The organism is Arthrobacter sp. ISL-95 (genome assembly GCF_018613695.1).
Lineage (GTDB): Bacteria > Actinomycetota > Actinomycetes > Actinomycetales > Micrococcaceae > Arthrobacter.
Genome location: NZ_JAGGPR010000018.1, coordinates 16,703 through 34,854 on the forward strand (window position 1 = coordinate 16,703; position 18,152 = coordinate 34,854).

Below are 18,152 nucleotides of genomic sequence, written 5' to 3' on the forward strand. Positions count from 1 at the left end.
CTTTTTGGGCGGGGCCTAACTGACGAGCCCGGTTTGGTGATCGACGCCGGCTTGGTCGACTTTGCGGTGGAAGCGCATGCCGGCCTTGCCTCCCACAATGGCACCGATGAGGGGGACGAGCAGGGCGATGATGAGGCCAATGATGCCGCTGGCGGTCATGAGGCTTCCGTCGACGGGAATCTGCGGGGCGCCGTTGAGATTGCCGAGGATGTTGAATTGGCTTCCGGCCACCGCAGCGAGAACAGCCACGATGATGGCGATGATGATGCCCCATAGCCACACGGCGAGCCCTTGTTTCACGCCGTCGAACCGGGCCATGCGGCCAGCGACGTATCCTCCGCAGTAGTAGGCCACGAACAAGACGACCGCAAGGACGATTCCGCTCACTATGCCCAACGTTTCGGCGTTCTGCTGGGCCTGGTTTGCCGCTTGTTCGGCGCCGGATGGGTTCGCCGCTCCTACGCCTACGCCGATGGCTGTGGCCAGACCGCTGAGGAGGACAGTCATGCCGATGGCCGTTAACCAGCCAAAGAAGGCTGAACCCCACTTGATGCCGCCAAAGCGTTCCTTTTCCGCTCTGACAACGTCGTCCCTGCGGCCTTGAGGGGTGCTCGATCCCGCGCCGTTTTCATCTGCCATGTCAGCTCCTATGCCGGGTGCCTGAACTGTGGTTAATCAAGCAAAGCACCACTTTCAGCAGGAAAGCAAGGATACTTACTAAATTGCTGCATCAAAGCGATCGCCGATGGCCGGGCGGACACGTGGGCATGAGCAGATGGCTCAGGAGTCGATGACTGCCAAACTGTGCGGGACTTCCTCCATGCCGCCCGAACGTTGGAGAAGCTGAAGAGCCGTCGCCGCTGGAGATCCCGGGTCAGCTGCGTACAGGAGCACCCGGTGTCCGGATTCGTCCGGGGGCGTAAGGACCTCGAAGTCCAACTCCAGATATCCGATTTCAGGGTGGTGCAGGTATTTCATACCGGACATGCAGTTCTCCACCGGGTGTTTGGCCCAGAGCTTCGCGAATTCCTGACTCTTCAACGTGAGCTCACCCACCAAGGATGCCAGCTCCTGGTCGTCGGCGGATTTTCCCGCCACCAGGCGCAGTGAAGCGACCGCGCGGCTCGCCTCCTCCGGCCACCGCGCGTACAGCTCCCGTGTGTGATCGTCGAGGAAGAGGAGTCGGGTCATGTTGGGACGAGTGGCAGGTGCCTCCGGCGCTGCGAAGTCCACGTGACCGGCAACGAGCCGGTGCCCCAAGGCATTCCACGCCAAAACTTCGCTTCGACGACCCAACACAACCGCCGGCGTTCCTGGCATGGACTGGATCAGCTTCATTGTCCCGGGCCGAACCTTGTCCGGTTTGGTCGGCAAGCGCCGCTTCGTCTTCCCGGGACGCGCCAGATTGAAGAGGTGCGAGCGTTCGTCCTTGCTGAGATTCAAGGCGCGGGCGATGGCGTCGATAACGGCTTCTGAGGCGTTCGTGCTCAGGCCCTGCTCCAACCGGGTGTAATAGGTGGTGCTGACCCCTGCCAGCATGGCAAGCTCCTCCCGGCGCAGACCAGGGACGCGCCGGATGCCGTAATTCAGAACACCAACGTCCTCAGGCTGCAAGGCTGCCCTGCGGACGCGGAGGAACTCCCCAAGTTCACTGTGTGTACTCATTCACCCATTGTTCAGCCATCGGCCGGGGTTGTCCTGTCACTGCCAGTGATACCCACAGCGGGGTGTGGTTACCGTCTACGGAAATGGCCACGCTGGAGGCATGCCAACAACCGATAGAGCCAGCCATTCCGACGCCGGACCAACACTCAGCAGGACAACGCCGGACATGACTCCGCCGGACATGACCCCGCGGAACATGACCGCGCAGGCCATGACCACCAGGCAACGTCTGGCACTCATCGTCCTCCTGGCAGCGAGCTTCACGCTGGCTGTCGATTTCTCCATCCTCAACGTCGCGCTGCCTGCCATCGGCACAGACGTTGGCTTCTCTCTGGAAAACCTCCAATGGGTGGCAACGGCTTTCGCCCTGTGCGCGGCCGGCTTCACTTTGCTGTTCGGTCGCGTGGCAGACCTGGCGGGTCGGCGGAAGATGTTTCTGATCGGCATGGCACTGCTCGGGGCGGCGTCACTGGCGGGCGGGCTGGCCACTGAACCGGCGTTGCTGCTGCTGGCACGGGTGGGCCAAGGCATGGCCACGGCCATGGTGGTGCCGGCGGCTCTGTCTTTGTTGCTGGTTTCGTTTCCGGAAGGCCCGCGTCGGGATAAAGCACTTGGACTCAACGGTTCCCTGATGGCTGCCGGATTCACCACCGGAGCCATTCTGGGTGGGCTGCTGACCGACCTTCTGAGCTGGCGGTGGGCGTTCTTCATCAATGTTCCCATTGCGGTGGCGGTTCTCGTCATCGCACCCGTTGTCCTCGCCGAAAGCAGACCAGCGTCCAAGCTGCGGCTTGACGTGCCGGGGGCCCTCACCGTGACCGCAGGGCTGCTCGCCTTGGTGTTCGGACTCACCCGCGCCGCCGAACACTCATGGAGCCACCCTCTAACACTCGGTGCGCTTGCGGCCGCAGTCGTCCTCTTCGCGGTCTTTGCCCGGGTTGAGAGCCGCGCACCGCACCCGCTGGTGCCCCTTGGCATCCTCAAGCGTTCCAACGTGGCGTGGGGCAACGTAGCCGGGGCCCTGGCGTTTGCTACCGAGACCTCGCTGGTGTTCCTGCTGACCCTGTACCTGCAGCAGGTTCTTGGCTATACGCCGCTCGGCGCGGGTCTTTCCTTCGCGGTCCTGGGCCTGGGCACGGTCCTCGGAGGCATGCTGGGACCTAAAGTCATCTCGAGGATGGGCAGCAAGAAGGCGATCGTGTACGGGTTCGTGGTCCAGGCAGCCGCAACCGGGGTGCTGATAGTGCTCAGCTCAAATCCGGCCTCGATCGGTCTCCTCCTGGTGGCGACTTTCATTGGGGGAGTCGCCAACCTGGTGGTCATTGTGGGTTTCATGGTCACCGCCACTTCAGGGCTCCCCGACGCTGATCAAGGAATGGCCACCGGGCTGGCAACCATGAGCCAACAGATCGGCATCACCATGGGCATCCCGGTGATGAGCGCGGTATTCGCGGCTCAGCTGCTTGCCGTCGGGGTGAGCGACGCGCCCGCGGTGATGAGCGGCGTGACCGTAGCCATCGCGGTGAATGCGGCGCTATGCCTCGGGGCTGCTGCGGTTGTGGCCGTCTTCCTTAAGAAGCCGAGCGTGGTCTGACACCGCGGAAAGGCGAGAAGCGCACGACGGCGGAAGGTCGCCGTCGTGCGCTTGTCCTGTTGGGTGCGGCGCTTGTCCTGTCAGGTGGGGACCGACTTAGCGGTTACGGCTGCTGCGACGCCGCCGCGGTGGGTTCGAGGTCGGCGAGGGTGAGCAGATGGCTGGGAGCGTTCGGGAAGTGCACAGCGGAGGACACGGCGAGGTCGGGGCCAACGTGAATCAGCTCCCCGGAGGCCATGGCACGCCAGCCAGGGCGGGGATCCATGGGTTCAGTGGCGAATAGAACGTGCGGGGAGCGGGAAAGCTCGGTGCTCTTTGAACGGATTCGCGGACTCCGAGCGTCCAGCGGGGCGGATGCGCTGGCCGGGTGCCTTTCCAGCACGTACAAATCGTGGGTCGCCGGGTACCTCAGTGCCCACATGTCCGTCGCGGTGGACAAAATGAAGTTGAGGCTGAACACGGGTAGTTCAGAGGCCACCCAGTTGATCGCCTCCACTATGCCGGCTCCCACGTCTCCTCCGGCCCGACGCGTCTCCACAGTGATGAGTGCGAAGAGTCGCTCGCTGTCAGACTGTCCCAGCACCAGGTCCATCACGCCGAGCTCGATGAGGCGCTGATCCAGGCGTTCCAGGCCGTGAAGGACGCCGTTGTGCGCAAACAGCCGCCCGTCCTGCTCGAAAGGGTGCGTGTTGACCCAGGTGAGCGCGCCCGTGCTGGCGTACCGCACATGGGCCAGGAACGTGGTGCTTAACAGGTCCCGCGCTTCGCGGGCGAAGGCGTGATCCTCCCACGCGGCCAAAGGTTGTTTGGCGACGTGAGCCTTGCCAGCCGTATCAAACGTTCCTATGCCGGCGCCGTCGGGCTCCCGCCGGCTCTGAACCGAGAGACTGTCCGGGGCGTTCAACAACCAGAACGTCGCGCGCACCGGCCGGGGACCGGCGTGGAGCCCGAAGAGACGGCACATAGGGAACTTCCCTTCCAAGAGCTAGTGATGAAAACCTTCCGACTGCTTGTTCGTGGGCATCGGTGCCGTGAGGCTGTCGAGGTAGTCGACTTCCTTCTTCAGGTCAACCAGGAAACTGGAGGCGAGGTCGCGGGTGAAACCGTTCCGGACCACGATCCTCTGCACTGTGACCTCACTCAACCCGTCAGGCAGCGGGTACGCCGGAACCAACCAACCGTTCATTCTGAGCCGCTCCGAGAGATGGTGCAGGTTCCAGTGCTCCGTGTGGCCGTCGCTGAGCTGCCACGCAAACACCGGAATGTCCGACCCATCGCTCCAGAGGGTGAACGCGTCCATTTCCCCGATCTCGCTGGAGAGGTAAAGGGCCACATCCCGCGATGTCGCTTGGACGGACCTGTAGCCGGCAAAGCCAAGGCGGAGAAAAAGGTAGTACTGCAGCAACACCTGGGCGCCGGGCCGGGAGAAGTTCAAGGCAAACGTGGGCATGTCCCCGCCGAGGTAGCTGACATGGAAGATCAGGTCCTCAGGCAGGGCTGCCGCATCCCGCCACACCACCCATCCGAGACCGGGATACACCAGCCCGTACTTATGGCCCGAGGTGTTGATCGAAGCCACCCGGGGGAGCCGGAAGTCCCATACCGTTTCCGGTTGCAGGAACGGTGCCACCATAGCTCCGGACGCCCCGTCTACATGGATGGGTATGTCCAGTCCGCGGCGTGCCTGGATCTCATCCAAGGCTTCCGAGATGAGTTCCACGGGTTCGTACTTACCGGTGTAAGTGACGCCCAGGATAGCGACCACGCCGATCGTGTTCTCGTCCACGTACTGGTCCAGGTCATGGCCATCCAGTGTGGGGTGCTCGGCGGAGACCGGGACATAACGGGGCTCCACGTCCCAGTAATTGCAGAACTTCTCCCAGCACACCTGGACCGCGGAGCTGAGGATCAGGTTGGGTTTGTCCGTGGACTTGCCGGCGGCGCGCCGGGCGTGTTGCCAGCGCCGTTTCAACGCCAGCCCGCCCAGCATGCAGGCCTCGGAGGAGCCGATGGTTGAGGTGCCGATGCTCTTCGCGGGATCCGGCGCATTCCACAGGTCCGCAAGCATCCGCCAGCACCTGGTTTCAATGAGCGCCGTTTGAGGGTATTCGTCCTTGTCGATCATGTTCTTGTCGAACGTTTCGGCATAGAGCCTTGATGCTTCAGGCTCCATCCACGTCCCCACGAACGTGGCCAGGTTCAGCCGCGCATTGCCGTCAAGCATCGCTTCGTCGTGGACAACCTGGTAGGCCGTTCCCGGCAGGGATTCACCGTCCGGCAGGGTGAAACGCGGAAAAATGGTGGATTCGCCAGGCCTGCTGAACAAAGGATTAAGTTCGACGGCGGTGTCCGGTTCATGCTGTGACGCTCGGTGGGATCTGCTCATACGGCAACTCCTTGGGATCGTTCGCTCGCGGCGGGTCGCAACCTGTCTCCGGCTCACGCTACCGGTGACGGGCCGCTCACCCAAGCTCCCGGGTAGCCGGCTGTAAGCGCACGACGGCGGTAGCTCGCCGTCGTGCGCAATCTACCTTGGCGTGCCGCAGAACTCAGCGGCCGCTGTTAAGCCGCTGTAAAGCGCCGGTTAGTCCAGAACCCCGACGCTGAATCTGCATTCGTCGCAGTTCAACGCCGTGGTGTCGAGATAGACGTCCAACTCGGGGTCCACGGATGGGGCCGCGATGCCGCCGGTTCTCACATTGGGGCTTGCCAAGCAAACACTAAGCATGCTTATTGTATTGGTGTTCCTTAAAGCTGACGGGTTGAATTCATTCCCCGTCCGGCGTCCGGAAACCATGCCTGGTGATGCAGCCCGCTTGGCAACCCACATAAGAGAACCGCATTCCAAGGAGACATCATGCTCGCGAGGGAAAACATTGACCGTTTGATGGGCCTCAACGGAAACGTCCGCACCACTGAAGGTGACAAGGTCGGCTCCATCGGTACGTTCTACACCGACGATGACACAGGCGAACCCACGTGGGTGACCGTCAAAACCGGTCTTTTCGGCAGTTCGGAATCGTTCATTCCGCTCCAGGAAGCAACGGTGGAAGGCGACGACGTCGTAGTGCCCTTCAGCAAGGACCACATCAAGGACGCTCCCCGCGTGGCCGAGGACGGTCACTTGGATCCGGGTGAGGAGAGCCGCCTTTACAACCACTACGGGCTCGAAGGGGAACGCGGCTTCAGCGGACACGATGACTACGCCGGCACCACTACTGGCACTGTCGGAACCGCCGGCACTGTCGGAACCGCCGGCACTAGGGACGCAGTGGACACAGACGCCAACTACACCCGCGATGCGACACCAGCCGCGATGCCGACACCAGCCGCGGCGATGACGCCATGACGCGCTCGGAGGAGCGGCTGAACGTAGGCACGGAGAAGCAGGCCACGGGGCGGGCCCGCTTGCGCAAGTACATCACCACCGAAAACGTGACCACCACCGTCCCGGTGCAGCGTGAGGAAGTCCGCTTGGAGCGGGAACCCATTACGGACGCCAACGCGGGTGACGCCATGTCCGGTGCGGATCTGACGGAAAGCGAACATGAGGTCACCCTCCACGAAGAGCGGCCAGTGGTGGAGAAGGAAACCGTTCCGGTGGAGCGCGTACGCCTCGAAAAGGACACGGTCACTGATGACGTCCAGGTTGACGAAGAAGTCCGTAAGGAGCGGATCGAAACCGAGGGAACCGACGTAGACCAGAACAGGCGCTAAACGCATGTTGTGAGGCCCGCTCTGCGCCCCTAGAACTCGTATGAGTGCGCAGAGCGGGCCTCGCAACGGCAGTTTGAGCTATCGCTGATGAACTGGTGATGGGACCATTGACTCATGGGCGAACAAGAGAACGTGCAGCCCGCCGAGGGTGCAGCTGCAGGCAGCGCAATGTCAGAAGAACGGGGAGATCCCACCACGCAGCAGATGCGGACCGTCGGCCAGCGCCGGCGTGAAGCCGAACGAAAGCTGGACCTTCATTTGCAGGAAGCGAGCCACAAAGGCGAAGCGACTGCTACCGAAGGCGAGGATCATTCCGAAGTGTAGAGCCGCTGGCCCGCGCCGGATGCTTGGGTTTATGCAGCGGGGTGTCACTGCTGTGGGCTTCGCCTTGGTGAAGTTGCAGGGCGCTGTGAATCAGCGGGAAGTGGCTGAACGCTTGCGGGGTGTTGCCGAGTTGACGTCGGGTGCGCGGATCCCACTCCTCGCTGAGCAGCCCAACATCATTGCGAAGGCTGAGAAGACGCTCAAATAGCCGGGTTGCTTCCCCGGCGCGACCGATTCCCAGCAGCGCATCCACCAGCCAGAACGAACAGGCCAGGAAAACGCCCTCATCGCCCGGGAGTCCGTCGTGACCGGACTCGGTGCGATACCGGAGAACCAAGCCATCGTCCGTGAGGCCCTTTTGGATGGCCTCCACAGTTCCTGCAACACGGGGGTGTCGGTGCGGCAGGAAGCCGACCCGTGGAATCAGCAGCAGGCTCGCGTCCAATTCCGTACTGCCGTAGGACTGGACGAAGGTGTTGAGTTTCTCGTCGAAGCCCTTGGTCATGACATCCTTGTGGATCTCGCTGCGCAGTGCCGCCCACCTATCAGCAGGACCCGGCAGGCCGGATGTTCGTACGGCCTTGACCATACGGTCCGCCGCCACCCAAGCCATCACCTTGGAGTGGGTGAAGTGCCTTCGCGGTCCACGCATCTCCCATAGCCCGTTATCAGGCTGATCCCATGCGCCTTCCAAGTACTCCATCAACGCGATCTGGATATCCCAGGAGTTGTCCACCGTGCCGTCAGGGGACGCCGCCCGGGTCAGGGAAAGACCATCCAGCACCTCGCCCCATACATCCAACTGGAGCTGTGGGGCGGCGGCATTTCCGGTACGGACCGGTTGTGAACCTTCGTAACCGGAGAGCCAGGGGATGTCCGCTTCCGGGAGTCTCCTGGCGCCGTCGAGCCCGTACACAATCTGCAGCTCGGACGGGTCGCCGGCGATAGCCCGCAGCAGCCAATCCCGCCAAGCGGCGGCTTCTTCCGTGTAGCCCGCGGCGAGCAGTGACTGCAAGGTCAGGGTGGCGTCGCGCAGCCAGCAGTAGCGGTAATCCCAGTTGCGCGGGCCGCCCAGTTGCTCCGGCAGGGACGTAGTTGCGGCGGCCACAATGCCACCGGTAGGTGCATAAGTCAGGGCTTTGAGAGTAATCAGGGACCGCTCCACCGGCTCCTTGTATTTGCCGGTCATCTCGCTGCGGCCAGTCCATTCCAGCCAGAATTTCTCGGTTACGGAAACCGCCCGGAAGGGGTCGATCCGCCGCGGCTCCCGCTCGTGGCTGGGTGCCCAGCGCAGCACGAAGGGAACGCGCTCGCCCGCTCTCACCGTGAATTCGCTGAAGGTGCGCTTATCCCGGCCTTCCAAGGTGACCGGGGTGGTGAGGTACGCCGAGTCGGGGCCGGCCACCGCGCTGATGCCGTGCTCGCTATGGCGGACCCACGGCACAACGCGGCCGTAGTCGAAGCGCAGAACCAGTTCCATCTGCATGGTCACCGCACCGGACAGTCCTTCGACAATGCGCACCAGATCCACGGCCTCGTCGCGGACGGGCATGAAATCGATGACGCGGACCGAGCCTCCGTCAACTTCCCATTCCGTTTCCAGGATCAGCGTGTCCTCACGGTACTGACGGCGTGTGCAGTTGCCGCCGTCAGGTGTGCCGGTGGGTGCGAGTAGCCAGCGACCGGCGTCGGAATTATGCAGCAGAGCGGCGAAGCACGCCGGGGAATCGAAGCGCGGCAGGCACATCCAGTCGATGGAGCCGCTGCGCCCCACCAAGGCGGCCGTATTCAGGTCCCCGATGATGGCATAGTCCTCGATCCTGGCCATGAACTTTAACTCCCTCGCTCGGCATCGTCAGCTATGCCCGACCGTACCCCCTGGGGCTGAGTGCCTCCAATGAGACTCGCGCCTCCTGCGGGAGGGCTTTTATTCGGTGCCGGCTTTCAAGCGTTCAAGGCCATCCAAGAGGAGGTTGAGGCCGAACTCAAACTCGTCGCCGAAGTCGTAGCCGGGTTTGAGGACATGCTCGACGGCGATCTCCACCATCCGCGGATACTCGCCGGTGGAGAAAGGCTCCATGATGGGTTTGGTGATTTCGGCGGCGGTGTCGTGGCCCTCGAACGGCAGGGCAGCTTCCTGGATGGCAAATCCGTAGATGAAGCTGTCCAGCAGGGCATAGGCGTGGGCTGTCAGTTGCACGGAGAAGCCGGCTTCCCGCAACGTGGAGAGGGTCGCTTCATGGTGCCGGAGTGTGGCCGGGCCCGGGGCGGACGGGCTCTCCAGCAGCCCGACTGCCCACGGGTGGCGCCTCAGCGCTGACCGCACTCCGTTAGCCCTCCGCTGCATTTCTTCGCGCCAATCTCCCCCGGCGTCGGCAGGGTGATTTCACTGAAGACCATGTCCACGATGCCGTCCAGGATCTCGTCCTTGTTGGCTACGTAGTAGTAGAGGGACATGGGTTTGGTTCCCATGCTTTGTGCGAGCGTGCGGATGGTCAGGGCAGCGATCCCGGACTGGTCCGCGAGAGCGACGGCGCACTCGAGGACGCGTTCCCGGCTGAGGGGGCGGCGCTGGGGTACTGCGGTCATGTAGTCTCCGTGTTGAGTGTGGGGCTGGTAGCCGGCGTGAGGCTCTAGCCGTTGCGGTGGCCGTGCACAGCCTGCGGTCGCTGAGGTGCTACCTTAACGAACTTCAACGTTTCTGGTGTGGGCTGGGTGGTGGGTTTTGGGTGATCGCTGGGAGTACCCCGACGTGAATCCCCCTGCCGCTTGAGAACACTTCCGGCACTCATGGTTCCTGTGCCTGTCATGCCCCGGCCCCGCTCAGCCAGTGGGTGGCGTCAAGGCTGAAAGAACCCGGCCCCGCCCCCACGGTGCGACGGCAACGGCAGTCTTGGATGCTTCTATATACGTCAAGCGGTCATTCTGGCTTCGCGTTGGCGCTTAGGAGCAGAATTCGTGGGACATCTGGGTTGCTATCTGGCGTCCAGAGGAGCGCTACCGCGACCCATGAGAGGAGGACGGCCGGCAAGGGGGTGAGTAGTCACACGGACCGCCATTTGTATCCCCGAATCATCATGAAAACCATCTTCACGTTGGTAAGTCGGGCGAGCCTACTGAATCGGGTGTTTATGTATTTTATGTGCGGCCACTCGTGGGGGACTTCGCCGGGTTTGCTGTCCAGCGCTTTGTCGATTGCAGCTTGGTAGGTCGCATTGAGAGCTTTCTTGGAGGACAGCATTGAGCGGCCTCCATCAGTCTTTATGAAGTCTTCCAGCCAAGTCTTGCGGCGCGCGAGTGCGAACTGTTTCAGATCCTCGTCTTCTGCCCAGGATTTGTGTAAGTCACTGTAGAGGTCGTTGAGGGTGTCCGGGCTTTCACTGGCTAGTTCGAGTCGGTATGTAACTAGTGCTGCGGCAATCACCACTATCAAGGTGAGGGCGGGAGTGTAGCTCGGAACCCCAGGTGCGTTTTGTTGTGTAAATCCAGGAAAAACGAGCACAATTGCGGCCAGGCTGGCGGCACCCGTTGTGAGTATGACCTTGATGACGTTGGTGATGTATTGCTTGCGTTGGTTCTCCGTGAGACCAACCACGCGCTGTTTATAGAAGAGGACTTCGATAAGTCCGACGAGGACCGAAATCGCGGCGAGACAGATGACGAAACTCGCGACAAGGGTCGCAACTATAAAGAGTGGCTGGTCCATGGATTCCTTAATTGAGGTACACGCCGGATGGTTGATATTCCAGGTTGTGCATGATCGCCGGTCGCTGTTGGTGACTTGTGCTCTGGTGGTGCTCTGGCGATTGTGTGCAACCGGTCAGCTGGGTCCCGTCGTCCACATGTGTGCGGGAAAAGCCCGAAGGATTTAGCTTTTGCCGTGCCCATGATGCTCCTATAGCCGTCAAATCTACGTTTGGCGACCATGAACTGGGTCCACTGGTACAACACAGAGCAGATGCACAGCACCTTGTCCATGATCCCGCCCGACGAGTTCGAGCAGAACTACTATGCTCAAAATAGACGCCTCATCAGACGACGAGGCCACCAGCAAGAAGACGGCCTAAAACCCGGTACGGTTTAACAGGTACCGTCAAGTGGTTCAACTCCGAAAAGGGCTTTGGTTTCATTGCCCCTGACGACGGAAGCGCTGACGTGTTCGCACACTATTCGGCAATCGCATCCAGCGGTTACAAGTCCCTGGACGAGAACCAGAAGGTTCAGTTCGACATCACCCAGGGCCTCAAAGGCCCCTAGGCTGAGAACATCCAGCCGCTCTAGCAACCCCCGAGAGACTGGTGAGCCGTTGCGGCCGGCCAGTCTCTTGCTGCGTCCGGGCCTTTCACACTCCCATTCCACCGCGGGACTGTGGAAATAACTGTGTATCCGGCTCGACACGCCGGGCGAGGCAACGGCGAACTTTCTGCCATCACGGCGCGGCAGCGACACTGGGACGCCAGCCGGAGTGGTGATGCTGCCGATCCGGCCCGGGGGCATCGGCATGCCCCTGGCCGCACTCCACCGGCTCAATTCCGCGCCGGAACAGCTCGAACGCGCGCTGGGCGGCGCGGTCTGTGACGGACTGGCCCACCTGCACCAGGACGGCTACCGGCTGCCCGCCTGACGCCTCGTTACGGACCGGCGCCGTCCGGATGGCATACTTTCAGGTGACTGGAACCGGGGACGTTTATGAGAATCGTGCTGTACATTATCTGGGCGCTGTTTGTTGCCACCGCCACTTACCTGCTCGTCAAACACCTGCGGCAAACAAAGCGGCATGAACAGCAGATCGCCAGCTGGCCCAAAGTGCAGGCCACTGTGACAGGCAACGTGGGGGGCTGGACAAACGGCGGCGGCGGAGGCACCCGAAGCCGGGTCTTTTACCCCACCTACCAGTTCGTTCACCCGAACGGAGCCCTGCATGCCGGTGAATCCGAGGTTTCGTACCGCAACCAGCAGGAACCGGGATCGCTCCTGAATGTGGCCTACAACCCGGCGAATCCCAACCAGTCGTTCGAGGTATCCTCCGAATCCAAGGCGGTGGTCGGGTGCCTGATCCCGGTCTTCGCACTTTTCGCCCTGTTGCTGTTCTGGTTTGCCGGCGCCTTCCCGCTGGGCTGAACCATGGACTCCGTGAAACTGATTTTCATCGTCCTGCCCGGGCTCTTCCTGGTCCTTGGCCTGATCCTGGCAGCGATGTCCTTGACTGCGTCTTATCGGCGCCGTGCCTCCATGCGCGGGTGGGTGGAGGTTTTAGCTACCGTCACCGGAAACCTGCACGGCAAAGACGGCCACGGGAGCAACGGCCGGAACCGCTTCGCGCCGTCCTTCGAATTCTACGACGCCGCCGGGAAGCGCTGGCTGGGCCAGTCCGATATTTACGGCCCGGACCAGGAGATCATCGGCACGGCCATTCCGGTGCGCTACAACCCGGCCAACCCCGCTGAGTCCACCCGTCCGGGATCTGTGGTCGCCAAGGGCCGCATGGCTACAGGTCTCATTCTGGTGATCTTCGGTGCGTTGGGCATAACAATGTTTGCGTCACTTCTCTGGTAACAGTTCAGCGCTGATTCCGCCGGATCGACGCTACGGTTGCCACTGTCCGGTCCTTGGCAACGTCGACAATCAGCTGCGTCTGCCCGCGTAGAATCGCCCGAAGAGCAACAAATTGGGGGACGCGTGATTTTGGGCAGGAAACAGTCATATCAGAGGTGGGGGCGCAGGAATCGCCTCCGGCGACCGGGGCCGATCCTTAGTGGGGCCCGTGCATGAATCCCGACCAACAACATCAGCCGCCGCGTCCCCCACAACCGCGCCGCTCTCCTCAGGCCCAGTCTCAGCGACAGCCCTACTTCAGACGCCTCAGCCCGGGTGGCAGGGGCCTCCGCGCAGAAGAAGAGCAGGCTTGGCTGGATACTCGGTGGAGTCGCGCTGACGGTGGCCCGGCTGTGCATTCTTGGATTCGCGGGATACTCAGCCCTCGCCCAGGAGATCAATGGTGGCGGCGGCCCCCAAAGGAGGAGGCCCGTGACATGAAGACCCGGGCGAACAACGTACCGGAGGATGATTGGGTTGAGCGCCCGGTGGTCCGTAGACCACAAGGTCAGCCTTGAAGATGCAGCAAGCAGGTTCGGCATGAAGTCCGGGAAAAACGGCCCGGCACTGGGACGGTACGTGGGTTGCATCAAGACCGAGTTTGACGGAGTAAGCGGAGAGTCACTCTGCATCGAAGAGTCCCCGGAAGGCTCGGATTCCTCTGAGGTCACCATTCAGATGCAGCGTGATTAGGAACTGAACTCAGGCACAAACCAGCCCGGTCCCCGCATTCAGCGGCCACGTTTCTCCACGCCGGGAACTAATATCCAAGCCTGGCCAAACAGATGAGGGACCCGGCGTTCAAAGCTGAACAGCTCGCCGGCGTGCACCTTCCCAGCGTCACGACCGTGAACCAGTTGGTCGAGTCCCTCCGGGAGCCTGAGCCTTCGGCCGGCCGGGGGTGGGTGCCCTACGTTGCGCCCCTCCATGTCGGCTCGGAGGCCCGTATCCTGAGCATTTTGCGTGGTCCCGGGTCGATGACCCGCGAGACCAAGGGCTCCGGAATGCTGTGCGTGGAAAACGACGACGATTCCGCAGCGCTCCAATGCCAACTTCTCGCCTCAGTGGATCTGACGCCTGCTGACCTGACCCCAAGAATCACGCACCTAACCCCAAGAATCACGCAACAGCCCCATACACCACGCAAATGGACTTGACCATGCGGGAACTTACCCGGCGGGGCTATGCGGCCGTCCGTCCTTCCTCAGGTGCCTCGACTCCCTGCAGATCGCAGAAGACGCACATCGTGTAGGCACCGTTGGCGTCTCGACAGTCTCCGCTGCAGGCGATGCAGAGCAGCGCCCGCTCAGGCAGTGCGGGATCTCGGCCCTCTTGCCGTCGTCATGGTTTCCATGTGTACGGTGCTCCCCTGGCTGGTCATCGGGGAGCGCCGTACCGGGGAACTCAAAGCTGGACGATGGCGAGCCGGAAGTGATTTTCCGGGCTGTAGTTCCACGCAAAGCCCAAATCTTTCCACGCAGCGTCGGTGGGCTCTGCTGTGGAGGTGGTGAGCTTCATCATCGACTTGATGTCTTTCGGGACTTCCAAGGCGTTCAGGACGCATTGTACGTCAGTCATCGCTGCTCCTGAGGTTTCCCGGGGACCCTTGCTGTCGATGGAGAGCTTTTTCCCGTCCGCGGTCAGCTCTACGCCGTGGGCGCCGTCAAGTCCGCATCCGGATACGGCGTCGGTGAGTTTCGCGCCAGCAGGTGCCGGCGCGGTGGTGGACGAGGCTGGGGTCTCTGTAGTGGGTTCGGGTGTCGGAGCTGGTGCTGAGGTGGAACATCCGCTCAGGATGAGTGCGGCGGCAACGGCGGTGATCGAATACCTGACAGAGTTGAGCATATGGAGCCTTTCGAGGGTTGGGCCGGTTGGCCTGTGCGCAGGAGGCCCGGGCAGGCCTCCCGCCTAATGTCTAGCTGTATTGACCACGGAGGTAGGCTACGCGGCTGATGGGGGTTTTTCCTCCGATGCCGGTATGGGTCCTGTGGTGATTGTAGTGGTGTAGCCAGCTCTGGTAGGTGGCAGCGCGGTCCGGTTCTGAAGCGTAGGGGCGGGAGTAGGCCCATTCGCTGGCGAGGGTTCGGTTAAAGCGTTCGACCTTGCCGTTGGTCTGGGGCCGATATGGGCGGGTTCTGCGGTGCTTGACGTGTGGTCCCACCGAAGCGATCGCCTTTTCGATCATCGCCGGCGTCGATCCGCGGATCGGGCTCTTCGCCTACTTCACCATGGCCGTCACCATCGCCTTTGTCGGCGGACGCCCTGCCATAATCTACGCGGCCACCGGGGCTATTGCCCTGGTTATTGCCCCACTGGTGAAGTCTCACGGCGTGGACTACTTCATCGCCGCCGTCATCCTCGCCGGTATCTTCCAAGTCGTTCTGGGACTCTCCGGCGTCGCCAAGCTCATGCGGTTCATTCCCCGCTCGGTCATGGTGGGCTTCGTCAACGCCCTGGCCATCCTGATCTTCATGTCCCAGGTGCCCGAACTCCTCGGTGTTCCGTGGCTGGTCTACCCCCTCGTCGCACTGGGCCTGGTGATTGTCTTCGGCCTGCCCGAAAAGCGGCGTAAAGCGTGGCGGTGTTCAATCCCCGTGAATATCTCAGGTCTCGTTGCGTGGGCCAGCGGCGGGCAGGGCCTGGGTGAGCGGCGGTTCCAGGCCGGCGACGGTCTCTGGAGACGGTTGGTTCCTTTTCCCGCCACGCTGCGCCATGGCCCCCGCGACTACCACCAGCGTGATGCCAACGAATTGGATGATGGACGGCTGTTGATGCAGTACCAGCAGCCCAAGGAGCACACCAAAGGCCGGCTCCAAGGACATCAGCGTGCCGAAAGCCGTGGACGTCATGCGCCGCAAAGCCATCATTTCCAAGATGAACGGGAGAACCGGCATCAGCACGGCGACTCCGAGGGCGACCAGCAGGATTTCCAGGCTGAGGTGTCCGGCAGCCTGGGGAACACCGACGATTGCGGCTGTAACGGCGGCCACCGGGACGGTGAGTGAGAGTGCTCCGGTTCCCGTGAAGCGGTCACCGATTCTTTGGGTCAGCAGGATGTAGGCACCCCAGCCAACAGCCGCGATGGCTGCGAACATCACGCCTAAGGCATCGATCTCCCCATGCCAGGGTTCTGTCAGAAGGACAACTCCGGCCAACGCCAACGCCGGCCAGACCAAGGCTTTCCGGTTGTGGCTTCGGATCGCTGCTACCGTCAGCGGTCCGAGGAACTCGATGGCCACCGTGGTGCCCAGCGGAATGCGCTCGATCGCGGCGAGGAACATGATGGTCATAAGCCCCGTGGCGACGCCGAGTCCCAAGAGGGGGAGGATGTCCGGCCGGCGGACCGATCGAATCGGCGGGCGGGCAATGGCCAGGAAGATGAGGGCGCCCATGCTCAACCTCAGCCACGCCGTACCGGCCGGACCCACTTGGCCGATGAGATCCACCGAGAACGCGGAACTCAGCTGGACCGAAATCATGGCTGCAACTGCAAGCCCCCACGGTGGTACAGGAATGCGTTGGGGGGTCCTCATGAGCCAGCCTCCTGAAGGTGTCCTGAGCCCACGCCCGGCTCGAACACTGCCAGGGAGAATCGGGTGGAATCCGTGCCGGAGTTTGCGTAGGAGTGGGCGATGTCGCCCGGGAATGTCATGGAGTCGCCCACCTCAAGAGTGGTCACCTGCCCGTTGACCTCCACGGCCAGGGTGCCCTGGAGGACCTGCAGGAGTTCCTTGGTCCCGGAGGCATGGGCTTCACTGCCGTGCTGGTCTCCCGGACCCAAGGTCCAGTCCCACAGTTCCACAACATCCGGAGATTCGGTGCCGGCCACCAGGACTCCACGTCCGCCCAGCGTGCTGGTCCATAAGGTTGCGCCTTCGCCGCTGCGGATAACCTTGATCGGCTTGGGGAGTGGAGATTCAACCAGTGCGGGAAGCCCGACGCCCAAGGCGTCACTGATCCGCAGCAATGTCCCAACGCTAGGGTTCGCGGCTCCGTGCTCCACGTTGATGATCATTCGACGGCTCACGCCAGCAGCCTCTGCCAACTGATCAAGGGTCCATCCGCGGGTTTGGCGTTCTTGCTTCACCCGGGCGCCTATCGCCAAGGAGAGGGTGCTGGTGCTTTCATCCATAAGTGCATCATACTGCACTATCAGTGCACTATTCGTATGAAACCGTAGCGGACCTAGCCCCCAGCTCCCGTAGCGTGCTACCACTGACCCTAGGAACAACCCCCTGAGGAGAAATTGTGGCCGAAGACCTGCCTGTCCTTGTTGTTGGCGCTACGGGATTCCTGGGTGGACAAGTTGTGGACGAGCTCCTCAAGCGCGGAAAGAAGGTCCGCGCACTGGTGAGGCCCACGTCCAACGCCGCCAAACTTGAAGCCAAAGGTGTGGAGATCGCCCGCGGAGACATGCTGGACGCTGCGTCCTTGATCGCCGCGATGACCGGCGTTTCCGCGGCCATCTCCACAGCCGCCGGCTATACGCGAAATGACAAGAACGCCAAAGCGATCGACACCTTCGGCAACAGCAACCTTGCCGTCGCGGCCAAGCAGGCTGGGGTCCCGCGCTTCGTGCTGATCAGCATCGTCACCTGCGACCAAACTCCCCAGATTCCCCATTTTTGGAACAAGAAGCTGGCCGAGGACGCTTTCGAAGAGCTCGGTGTTCCCTTTGTGGCCCTGAGGCCCGGCGCCTTCTTTGACCAGGCGGTGGGCATGGGTGGCGATCCTTTCGCGAAGGGCCGCTTTGTATGGCTCGGCTCCAAGGATGCCCGGTTGACGTTCGTCCTGGCCAGCGACGTCGCCGCTTACCTTGCGGAGGCTGTGGACGCGGACAATGTTGAGGGCGAGCGGATCGATATTGGGTGGAGTCGCCCGGTGTCCATTCACGAAGCTGCGGAAGTGGCTGGCCGCCGGGCCGGCAAGCAGATCAAGGTGATGTCCATACCCGCTGGTGCCATTGCCGGACTGGGCAAGGTGACCGCGAAGGTCCTTCCTTTGGTGGGCGATATGGCAAGCATGGTGGCGTGGTTTGAGACTGGGAAGTACGTCGCGGACGTCACCCGTCAGGAGCAGGTGTTCGGTCCTGCGCCGACTCCCGAGGACGCGATCGCGCGGGTGGCAAAACGCTACGGCCACTAATCAACACTGATCAACGCCGATGAACGCGGCGCGGCAATGACTGGCCGGAGCCCAAGATGATAAGTATCCTGATGACACAGATTCGGCCGTAAACCCTGACTACGCCGAAAAC

Annotated in this window: 20 protein-coding genes and 4 pseudogenes; 12 read left to right on the forward strand and 12 right to left on the reverse strand. The window is 62.2% G+C overall.

Annotation, left to right across the window (positions count from 1 at the left end; translation table 11 throughout):
* Positions 1–15: 15 nt before the first annotated feature.
* Entirely contained in the window at positions 16–639 is a 624-nt protein-coding gene (locus J7I86_RS20855) for a hypothetical protein (RefSeq protein WP_214822769.1), read from the reverse strand.
* 141 nt (positions 640–780) lie between these two features.
* Complete coding sequence (locus J7I86_RS20860) at positions 781–1,665, reverse strand: helix-turn-helix transcriptional regulator (protein WP_214822770.1); 885 nt, start codon at positions 1,663–1,665, stop codon at positions 781–783.
* Positions 1,666–1,876: 211 nt separating this feature from the next.
* Here J7I86_RS20860 and J7I86_RS20865 point away from each other — a divergent pair, with 211 nt between their 5' ends.
* Complete coding sequence (locus J7I86_RS20865) at positions 1,877–3,259, forward strand: MFS transporter (RefSeq protein ID WP_214822832.1); 1,383 nt, start codon at positions 1,877–1,879, stop codon at positions 3,257–3,259.
* A gap of 103 nt (positions 3,260–3,362) precedes the next feature.
* Here J7I86_RS20865 and J7I86_RS20870 read toward each other — a convergent pair whose 3' ends face one another.
* Positions 3,363–4,223: a class II glutamine amidotransferase gene (locus J7I86_RS20870; protein ID WP_214822771.1), complete on the reverse strand. Its 861-nt coding sequence runs from the start codon at positions 4,221–4,223 to the stop codon at positions 3,363–3,365.
* Between the two features lie 21 nt (positions 4,224–4,244).
* The gene (locus J7I86_RS20875) at positions 4,245–5,645 is read right to left on the reverse strand and encodes a glutamate decarboxylase (protein ID WP_214822772.1); all 1,401 of its coding nucleotides are present in this window, start codon (positions 5,643–5,645) and stop codon (positions 4,245–4,247) included.
* Between the two features lie 471 nt (positions 5,646–6,116).
* Here J7I86_RS20875 and J7I86_RS23365 point away from each other — a divergent pair, with 471 nt between their 5' ends.
* The 3 genes from J7I86_RS23365 to J7I86_RS20885 all read left to right on the forward strand — a co-directional run bounded on the left by J7I86_RS23365 (position 6,117) and on the right by J7I86_RS20885 (position 7,300).
* Positions 6,117–6,608 (forward strand): PRC-barrel domain-containing protein, encoded by a 492-nt coding sequence (locus J7I86_RS23365; protein ID WP_396019926.1) that lies wholly within the window; start codon positions 6,117–6,119, stop codon positions 6,606–6,608.
* Positions 6,605–6,976 carry a YsnF/AvaK domain-containing protein gene (locus tag J7I86_RS23370; RefSeq protein WP_396019927.1) on the forward strand — a complete coding sequence of 124 codons (372 nt, stop codon included), beginning with the start codon at positions 6,605–6,607 and terminating at the stop codon, positions 6,974–6,976. Before J7I86_RS23365 ends, J7I86_RS23370 begins: the two co-directional genes overlap by 4 nt.
* A gap of 114 nt (positions 6,977–7,090) precedes the next feature.
* Positions 7,091–7,300 (forward strand): hypothetical protein, encoded by a 210-nt coding sequence (locus J7I86_RS20885; RefSeq protein ID WP_214822773.1) that lies wholly within the window; start codon positions 7,091–7,093, stop codon positions 7,298–7,300.
* Here J7I86_RS20885 and J7I86_RS20890 read toward each other — a convergent pair.
* The 4 genes from J7I86_RS20890 to J7I86_RS20900 all read right to left on the reverse strand — a co-directional run bounded on the left by J7I86_RS20890 (position 7,269) and on the right by J7I86_RS20900 (position 11,006).
* A complete protein-coding gene (locus J7I86_RS20890) occupies positions 7,269–9,128 on the reverse strand; it encodes a glycoside hydrolase family 15 protein (RefSeq protein ID WP_214822774.1) in 1,860 nt (619 codons plus the stop codon). The two genes, J7I86_RS20885 and J7I86_RS20890, sit on opposite strands and share 32 nt — an antisense overlap.
* A 99-nt stretch (positions 9,129–9,227) precedes the next feature.
* Positions 9,228–9,647, reverse strand: a complete 420-nt coding sequence (locus tag J7I86_RS22995) for a TetR/AcrR family transcriptional regulator C-terminal domain-containing protein (protein ID WP_286180097.1) — start codon at positions 9,645–9,647, stop codon at positions 9,228–9,230.
* On the reverse strand, positions 9,611–9,889 hold the full coding sequence (locus J7I86_RS23000) for a TetR/AcrR family transcriptional regulator (RefSeq protein WP_286180098.1): 279 nt from the start codon (positions 9,887–9,889) through the stop codon (positions 9,611–9,613). The genes J7I86_RS22995 and J7I86_RS23000 overlap by 37 nt, the downstream gene beginning before the upstream one ends.
* A 454-nt stretch (positions 9,890–10,343) precedes the next feature.
* Complete coding sequence (locus J7I86_RS20900) at positions 10,344–11,006, reverse strand: hypothetical protein (protein WP_214822775.1); 663 nt, start codon at positions 11,004–11,006, stop codon at positions 10,344–10,346.
* A 377-nt stretch (positions 11,007–11,383) separates the two neighbouring features.
* Between J7I86_RS20900 and J7I86_RS20905 the strand changes: the two are divergent.
* The 6 genes and pseudogenes from J7I86_RS20905 to J7I86_RS20930 all read left to right on the forward strand — a co-directional run.
* A pseudogene (locus J7I86_RS20905) lies at positions 11,384–11,557 on the forward strand (cold-shock protein); the annotation flags it as partial.
* Between the two features lie 232 nt (positions 11,558–11,789).
* Positions 11,790–11,924, forward strand: a pseudogene (locus J7I86_RS20910) (A/G-specific adenine glycosylase); the annotation flags it as partial.
* A gap of 65 nt (positions 11,925–11,989) precedes the next feature.
* On the forward strand, positions 11,990–12,421 hold the full coding sequence (locus tag J7I86_RS20915) for a DUF3592 domain-containing protein (protein WP_214822776.1): 432 nt from the start codon (positions 11,990–11,992) through the stop codon (positions 12,419–12,421).
* 12 nt (positions 12,422–12,433) lie between these two features.
* Complete coding sequence (locus J7I86_RS20920; RefSeq protein WP_214822777.1) at positions 12,434–12,856, forward strand: DUF3592 domain-containing protein; 423 nt, start codon at positions 12,434–12,436, stop codon at positions 12,854–12,856.
* 516 nt (positions 12,857–13,372) lie between these two features.
* Positions 13,373–13,588 (forward strand): hypothetical protein, encoded by a 216-nt coding sequence (locus J7I86_RS20925; RefSeq protein WP_214822778.1) that lies wholly within the window; start codon positions 13,373–13,375, stop codon positions 13,586–13,588.
* A gap of 92 nt (positions 13,589–13,680) precedes the next feature.
* A complete protein-coding gene (locus J7I86_RS20930; protein WP_214822779.1) occupies positions 13,681–14,052 on the forward strand; it encodes a hypothetical protein in 372 nt (123 codons plus the stop codon).
* Positions 14,053–14,299: 247 nt separating this feature from the next.
* On the opposite strand, the gene J7I86_RS20935 is transcribed toward J7I86_RS20930, so the two are convergent.
* Together J7I86_RS20935 and J7I86_RS20940 are read right to left on the reverse strand one after the other, a co-directional pair.
* Entirely contained in the window at positions 14,300–14,740 is a 441-nt protein-coding gene (locus tag J7I86_RS20935) for a hypothetical protein (protein ID WP_214822780.1), read from the reverse strand.
* A gap of 70 nt (positions 14,741–14,810) precedes the next feature.
* Positions 14,811–15,044: pseudogene (locus J7I86_RS20940) on the reverse strand (integrase core domain-containing protein); the annotation flags it as partial.
* On the opposite strand from J7I86_RS20940, the pseudogene J7I86_RS20945 reads away from it, so the two are divergent.
* Positions 14,998–15,453: pseudogene (locus J7I86_RS20945) on the forward strand (SulP family inorganic anion transporter); the annotation flags it as partial. The pseudogenes J7I86_RS20940 and J7I86_RS20945 overlap by 47 nt on opposite strands.
* Before the next feature lie 45 nt (positions 15,454–15,498).
* Here J7I86_RS20945 and J7I86_RS20950 read toward each other — a convergent pair.
* Both J7I86_RS20950 and J7I86_RS20955 read right to left on the reverse strand, forming a co-directional pair.
* Complete coding sequence (locus J7I86_RS20950) at positions 15,499–16,428, reverse strand: DMT family transporter (RefSeq protein WP_214822781.1); 930 nt, start codon at positions 16,426–16,428, stop codon at positions 15,499–15,501.
* Positions 16,425–17,027: a helix-turn-helix domain-containing protein gene (locus J7I86_RS20955; RefSeq protein ID WP_214822782.1), complete on the reverse strand. Its 603-nt coding sequence runs from the start codon at positions 17,025–17,027 to the stop codon at positions 16,425–16,427. Before J7I86_RS20955 ends, J7I86_RS20950 begins: the two co-directional genes overlap by 4 nt.
* A gap of 116 nt (positions 17,028–17,143) precedes the next feature.
* Here J7I86_RS20955 and J7I86_RS20960 point away from each other — a divergent pair, with 116 nt between their 5' ends.
* Positions 17,144–18,040 (forward strand): SDR family oxidoreductase, encoded by an 897-nt coding sequence (locus J7I86_RS20960; protein WP_214822783.1) that lies wholly within the window; start codon positions 17,144–17,146, stop codon positions 18,038–18,040.
* Positions 18,041–18,152: the final 112 nt, after the last annotated feature.

What these genes read in the sequence shown, in the direction of transcription:
- J7I86_RS20950 (WP_214822781.1), bottom strand. Translation starts at nt 16,428, where the DNA reads ATGAGGACCCCCCAACGCATTCCTGTACCACCGTGGGGGCTTGCAGTT.
- J7I86_RS20935 (WP_214822780.1), bottom strand. Translation starts at nt 14,740, where the DNA reads ATGCTCAACTCTGTCAGGTATTCGATCACCGCCGTTGCCGCCGCACTC.
- J7I86_RS23370 (WP_396019927.1), top strand. Translation starts at nt 6,605, where the DNA reads ATGACGCGCTCGGAGGAGCGGCTGAACGTAGGCACGGAGAAGCAGGCC.
- J7I86_RS22995 (WP_286180097.1), bottom strand. Translation starts at nt 9,647, where the DNA reads ATGCAGCGGAGGGCTAACGGAGTGCGGTCAGCGCTGAGGCGCCACCCG.
- J7I86_RS20870 (WP_214822771.1), bottom strand. Translation starts at nt 4,223, where the DNA reads ATGTGCCGTCTCTTCGGGCTCCACGCCGGTCCCCGGCCGGTGCGCGCG.
- J7I86_RS20885 (WP_214822773.1), top strand. Translation starts at nt 7,091, where the DNA reads ATGGGCGAACAAGAGAACGTGCAGCCCGCCGAGGGTGCAGCTGCAGGC.
- J7I86_RS23365 (WP_396019926.1), top strand. Translation starts at nt 6,117, where the DNA reads ATGCTCGCGAGGGAAAACATTGACCGTTTGATGGGCCTCAACGGAAAC.
- J7I86_RS20875 (WP_214822772.1), bottom strand. Translation starts at nt 5,645, where the DNA reads ATGAGCAGATCCCACCGAGCGTCACAGCATGAACCGGACACCGCCGTC.
- J7I86_RS20915 (WP_214822776.1), top strand. Translation starts at nt 11,990, where the DNA reads ATGAGAATCGTGCTGTACATTATCTGGGCGCTGTTTGTTGCCACCGCC.
- J7I86_RS20900 (WP_214822775.1), bottom strand. Translation starts at nt 11,006, where the DNA reads ATGGACCAGCCACTCTTTATAGTTGCGACCCTTGTCGCGAGTTTCGTC.
- J7I86_RS20890 (WP_214822774.1), bottom strand. Translation starts at nt 9,128, where the DNA reads ATGGCCAGGATCGAGGACTATGCCATCATCGGGGACCTGAATACGGCC.
- J7I86_RS23000 (WP_286180098.1), bottom strand. Translation starts at nt 9,889, where the DNA reads ATGACCGCAGTACCCCAGCGCCGCCCCCTCAGCCGGGAACGCGTCCTC.
- J7I86_RS20865 (WP_214822832.1), top strand. Translation starts at nt 1,877, where the DNA reads ATGACCACCAGGCAACGTCTGGCACTCATCGTCCTCCTGGCAGCGAGC.
- J7I86_RS20860 (WP_214822770.1), bottom strand. Translation starts at nt 1,665, where the DNA reads ATGAGTACACACAGTGAACTTGGGGAGTTCCTCCGCGTCCGCAGGGCA.
- J7I86_RS20955 (WP_214822782.1), bottom strand. Translation starts at nt 17,027, where the DNA reads ATGGATGAAAGCACCAGCACCCTCTCCTTGGCGATAGGCGCCCGGGTG.
- J7I86_RS20930 (WP_214822779.1), top strand. Translation starts at nt 13,681, where the DNA reads ATGAGGGACCCGGCGTTCAAAGCTGAACAGCTCGCCGGCGTGCACCTT.
- J7I86_RS20855 (WP_214822769.1), bottom strand. Translation starts at nt 639, where the DNA reads ATGGCAGATGAAAACGGCGCGGGATCGAGCACCCCTCAAGGCCGCAGG.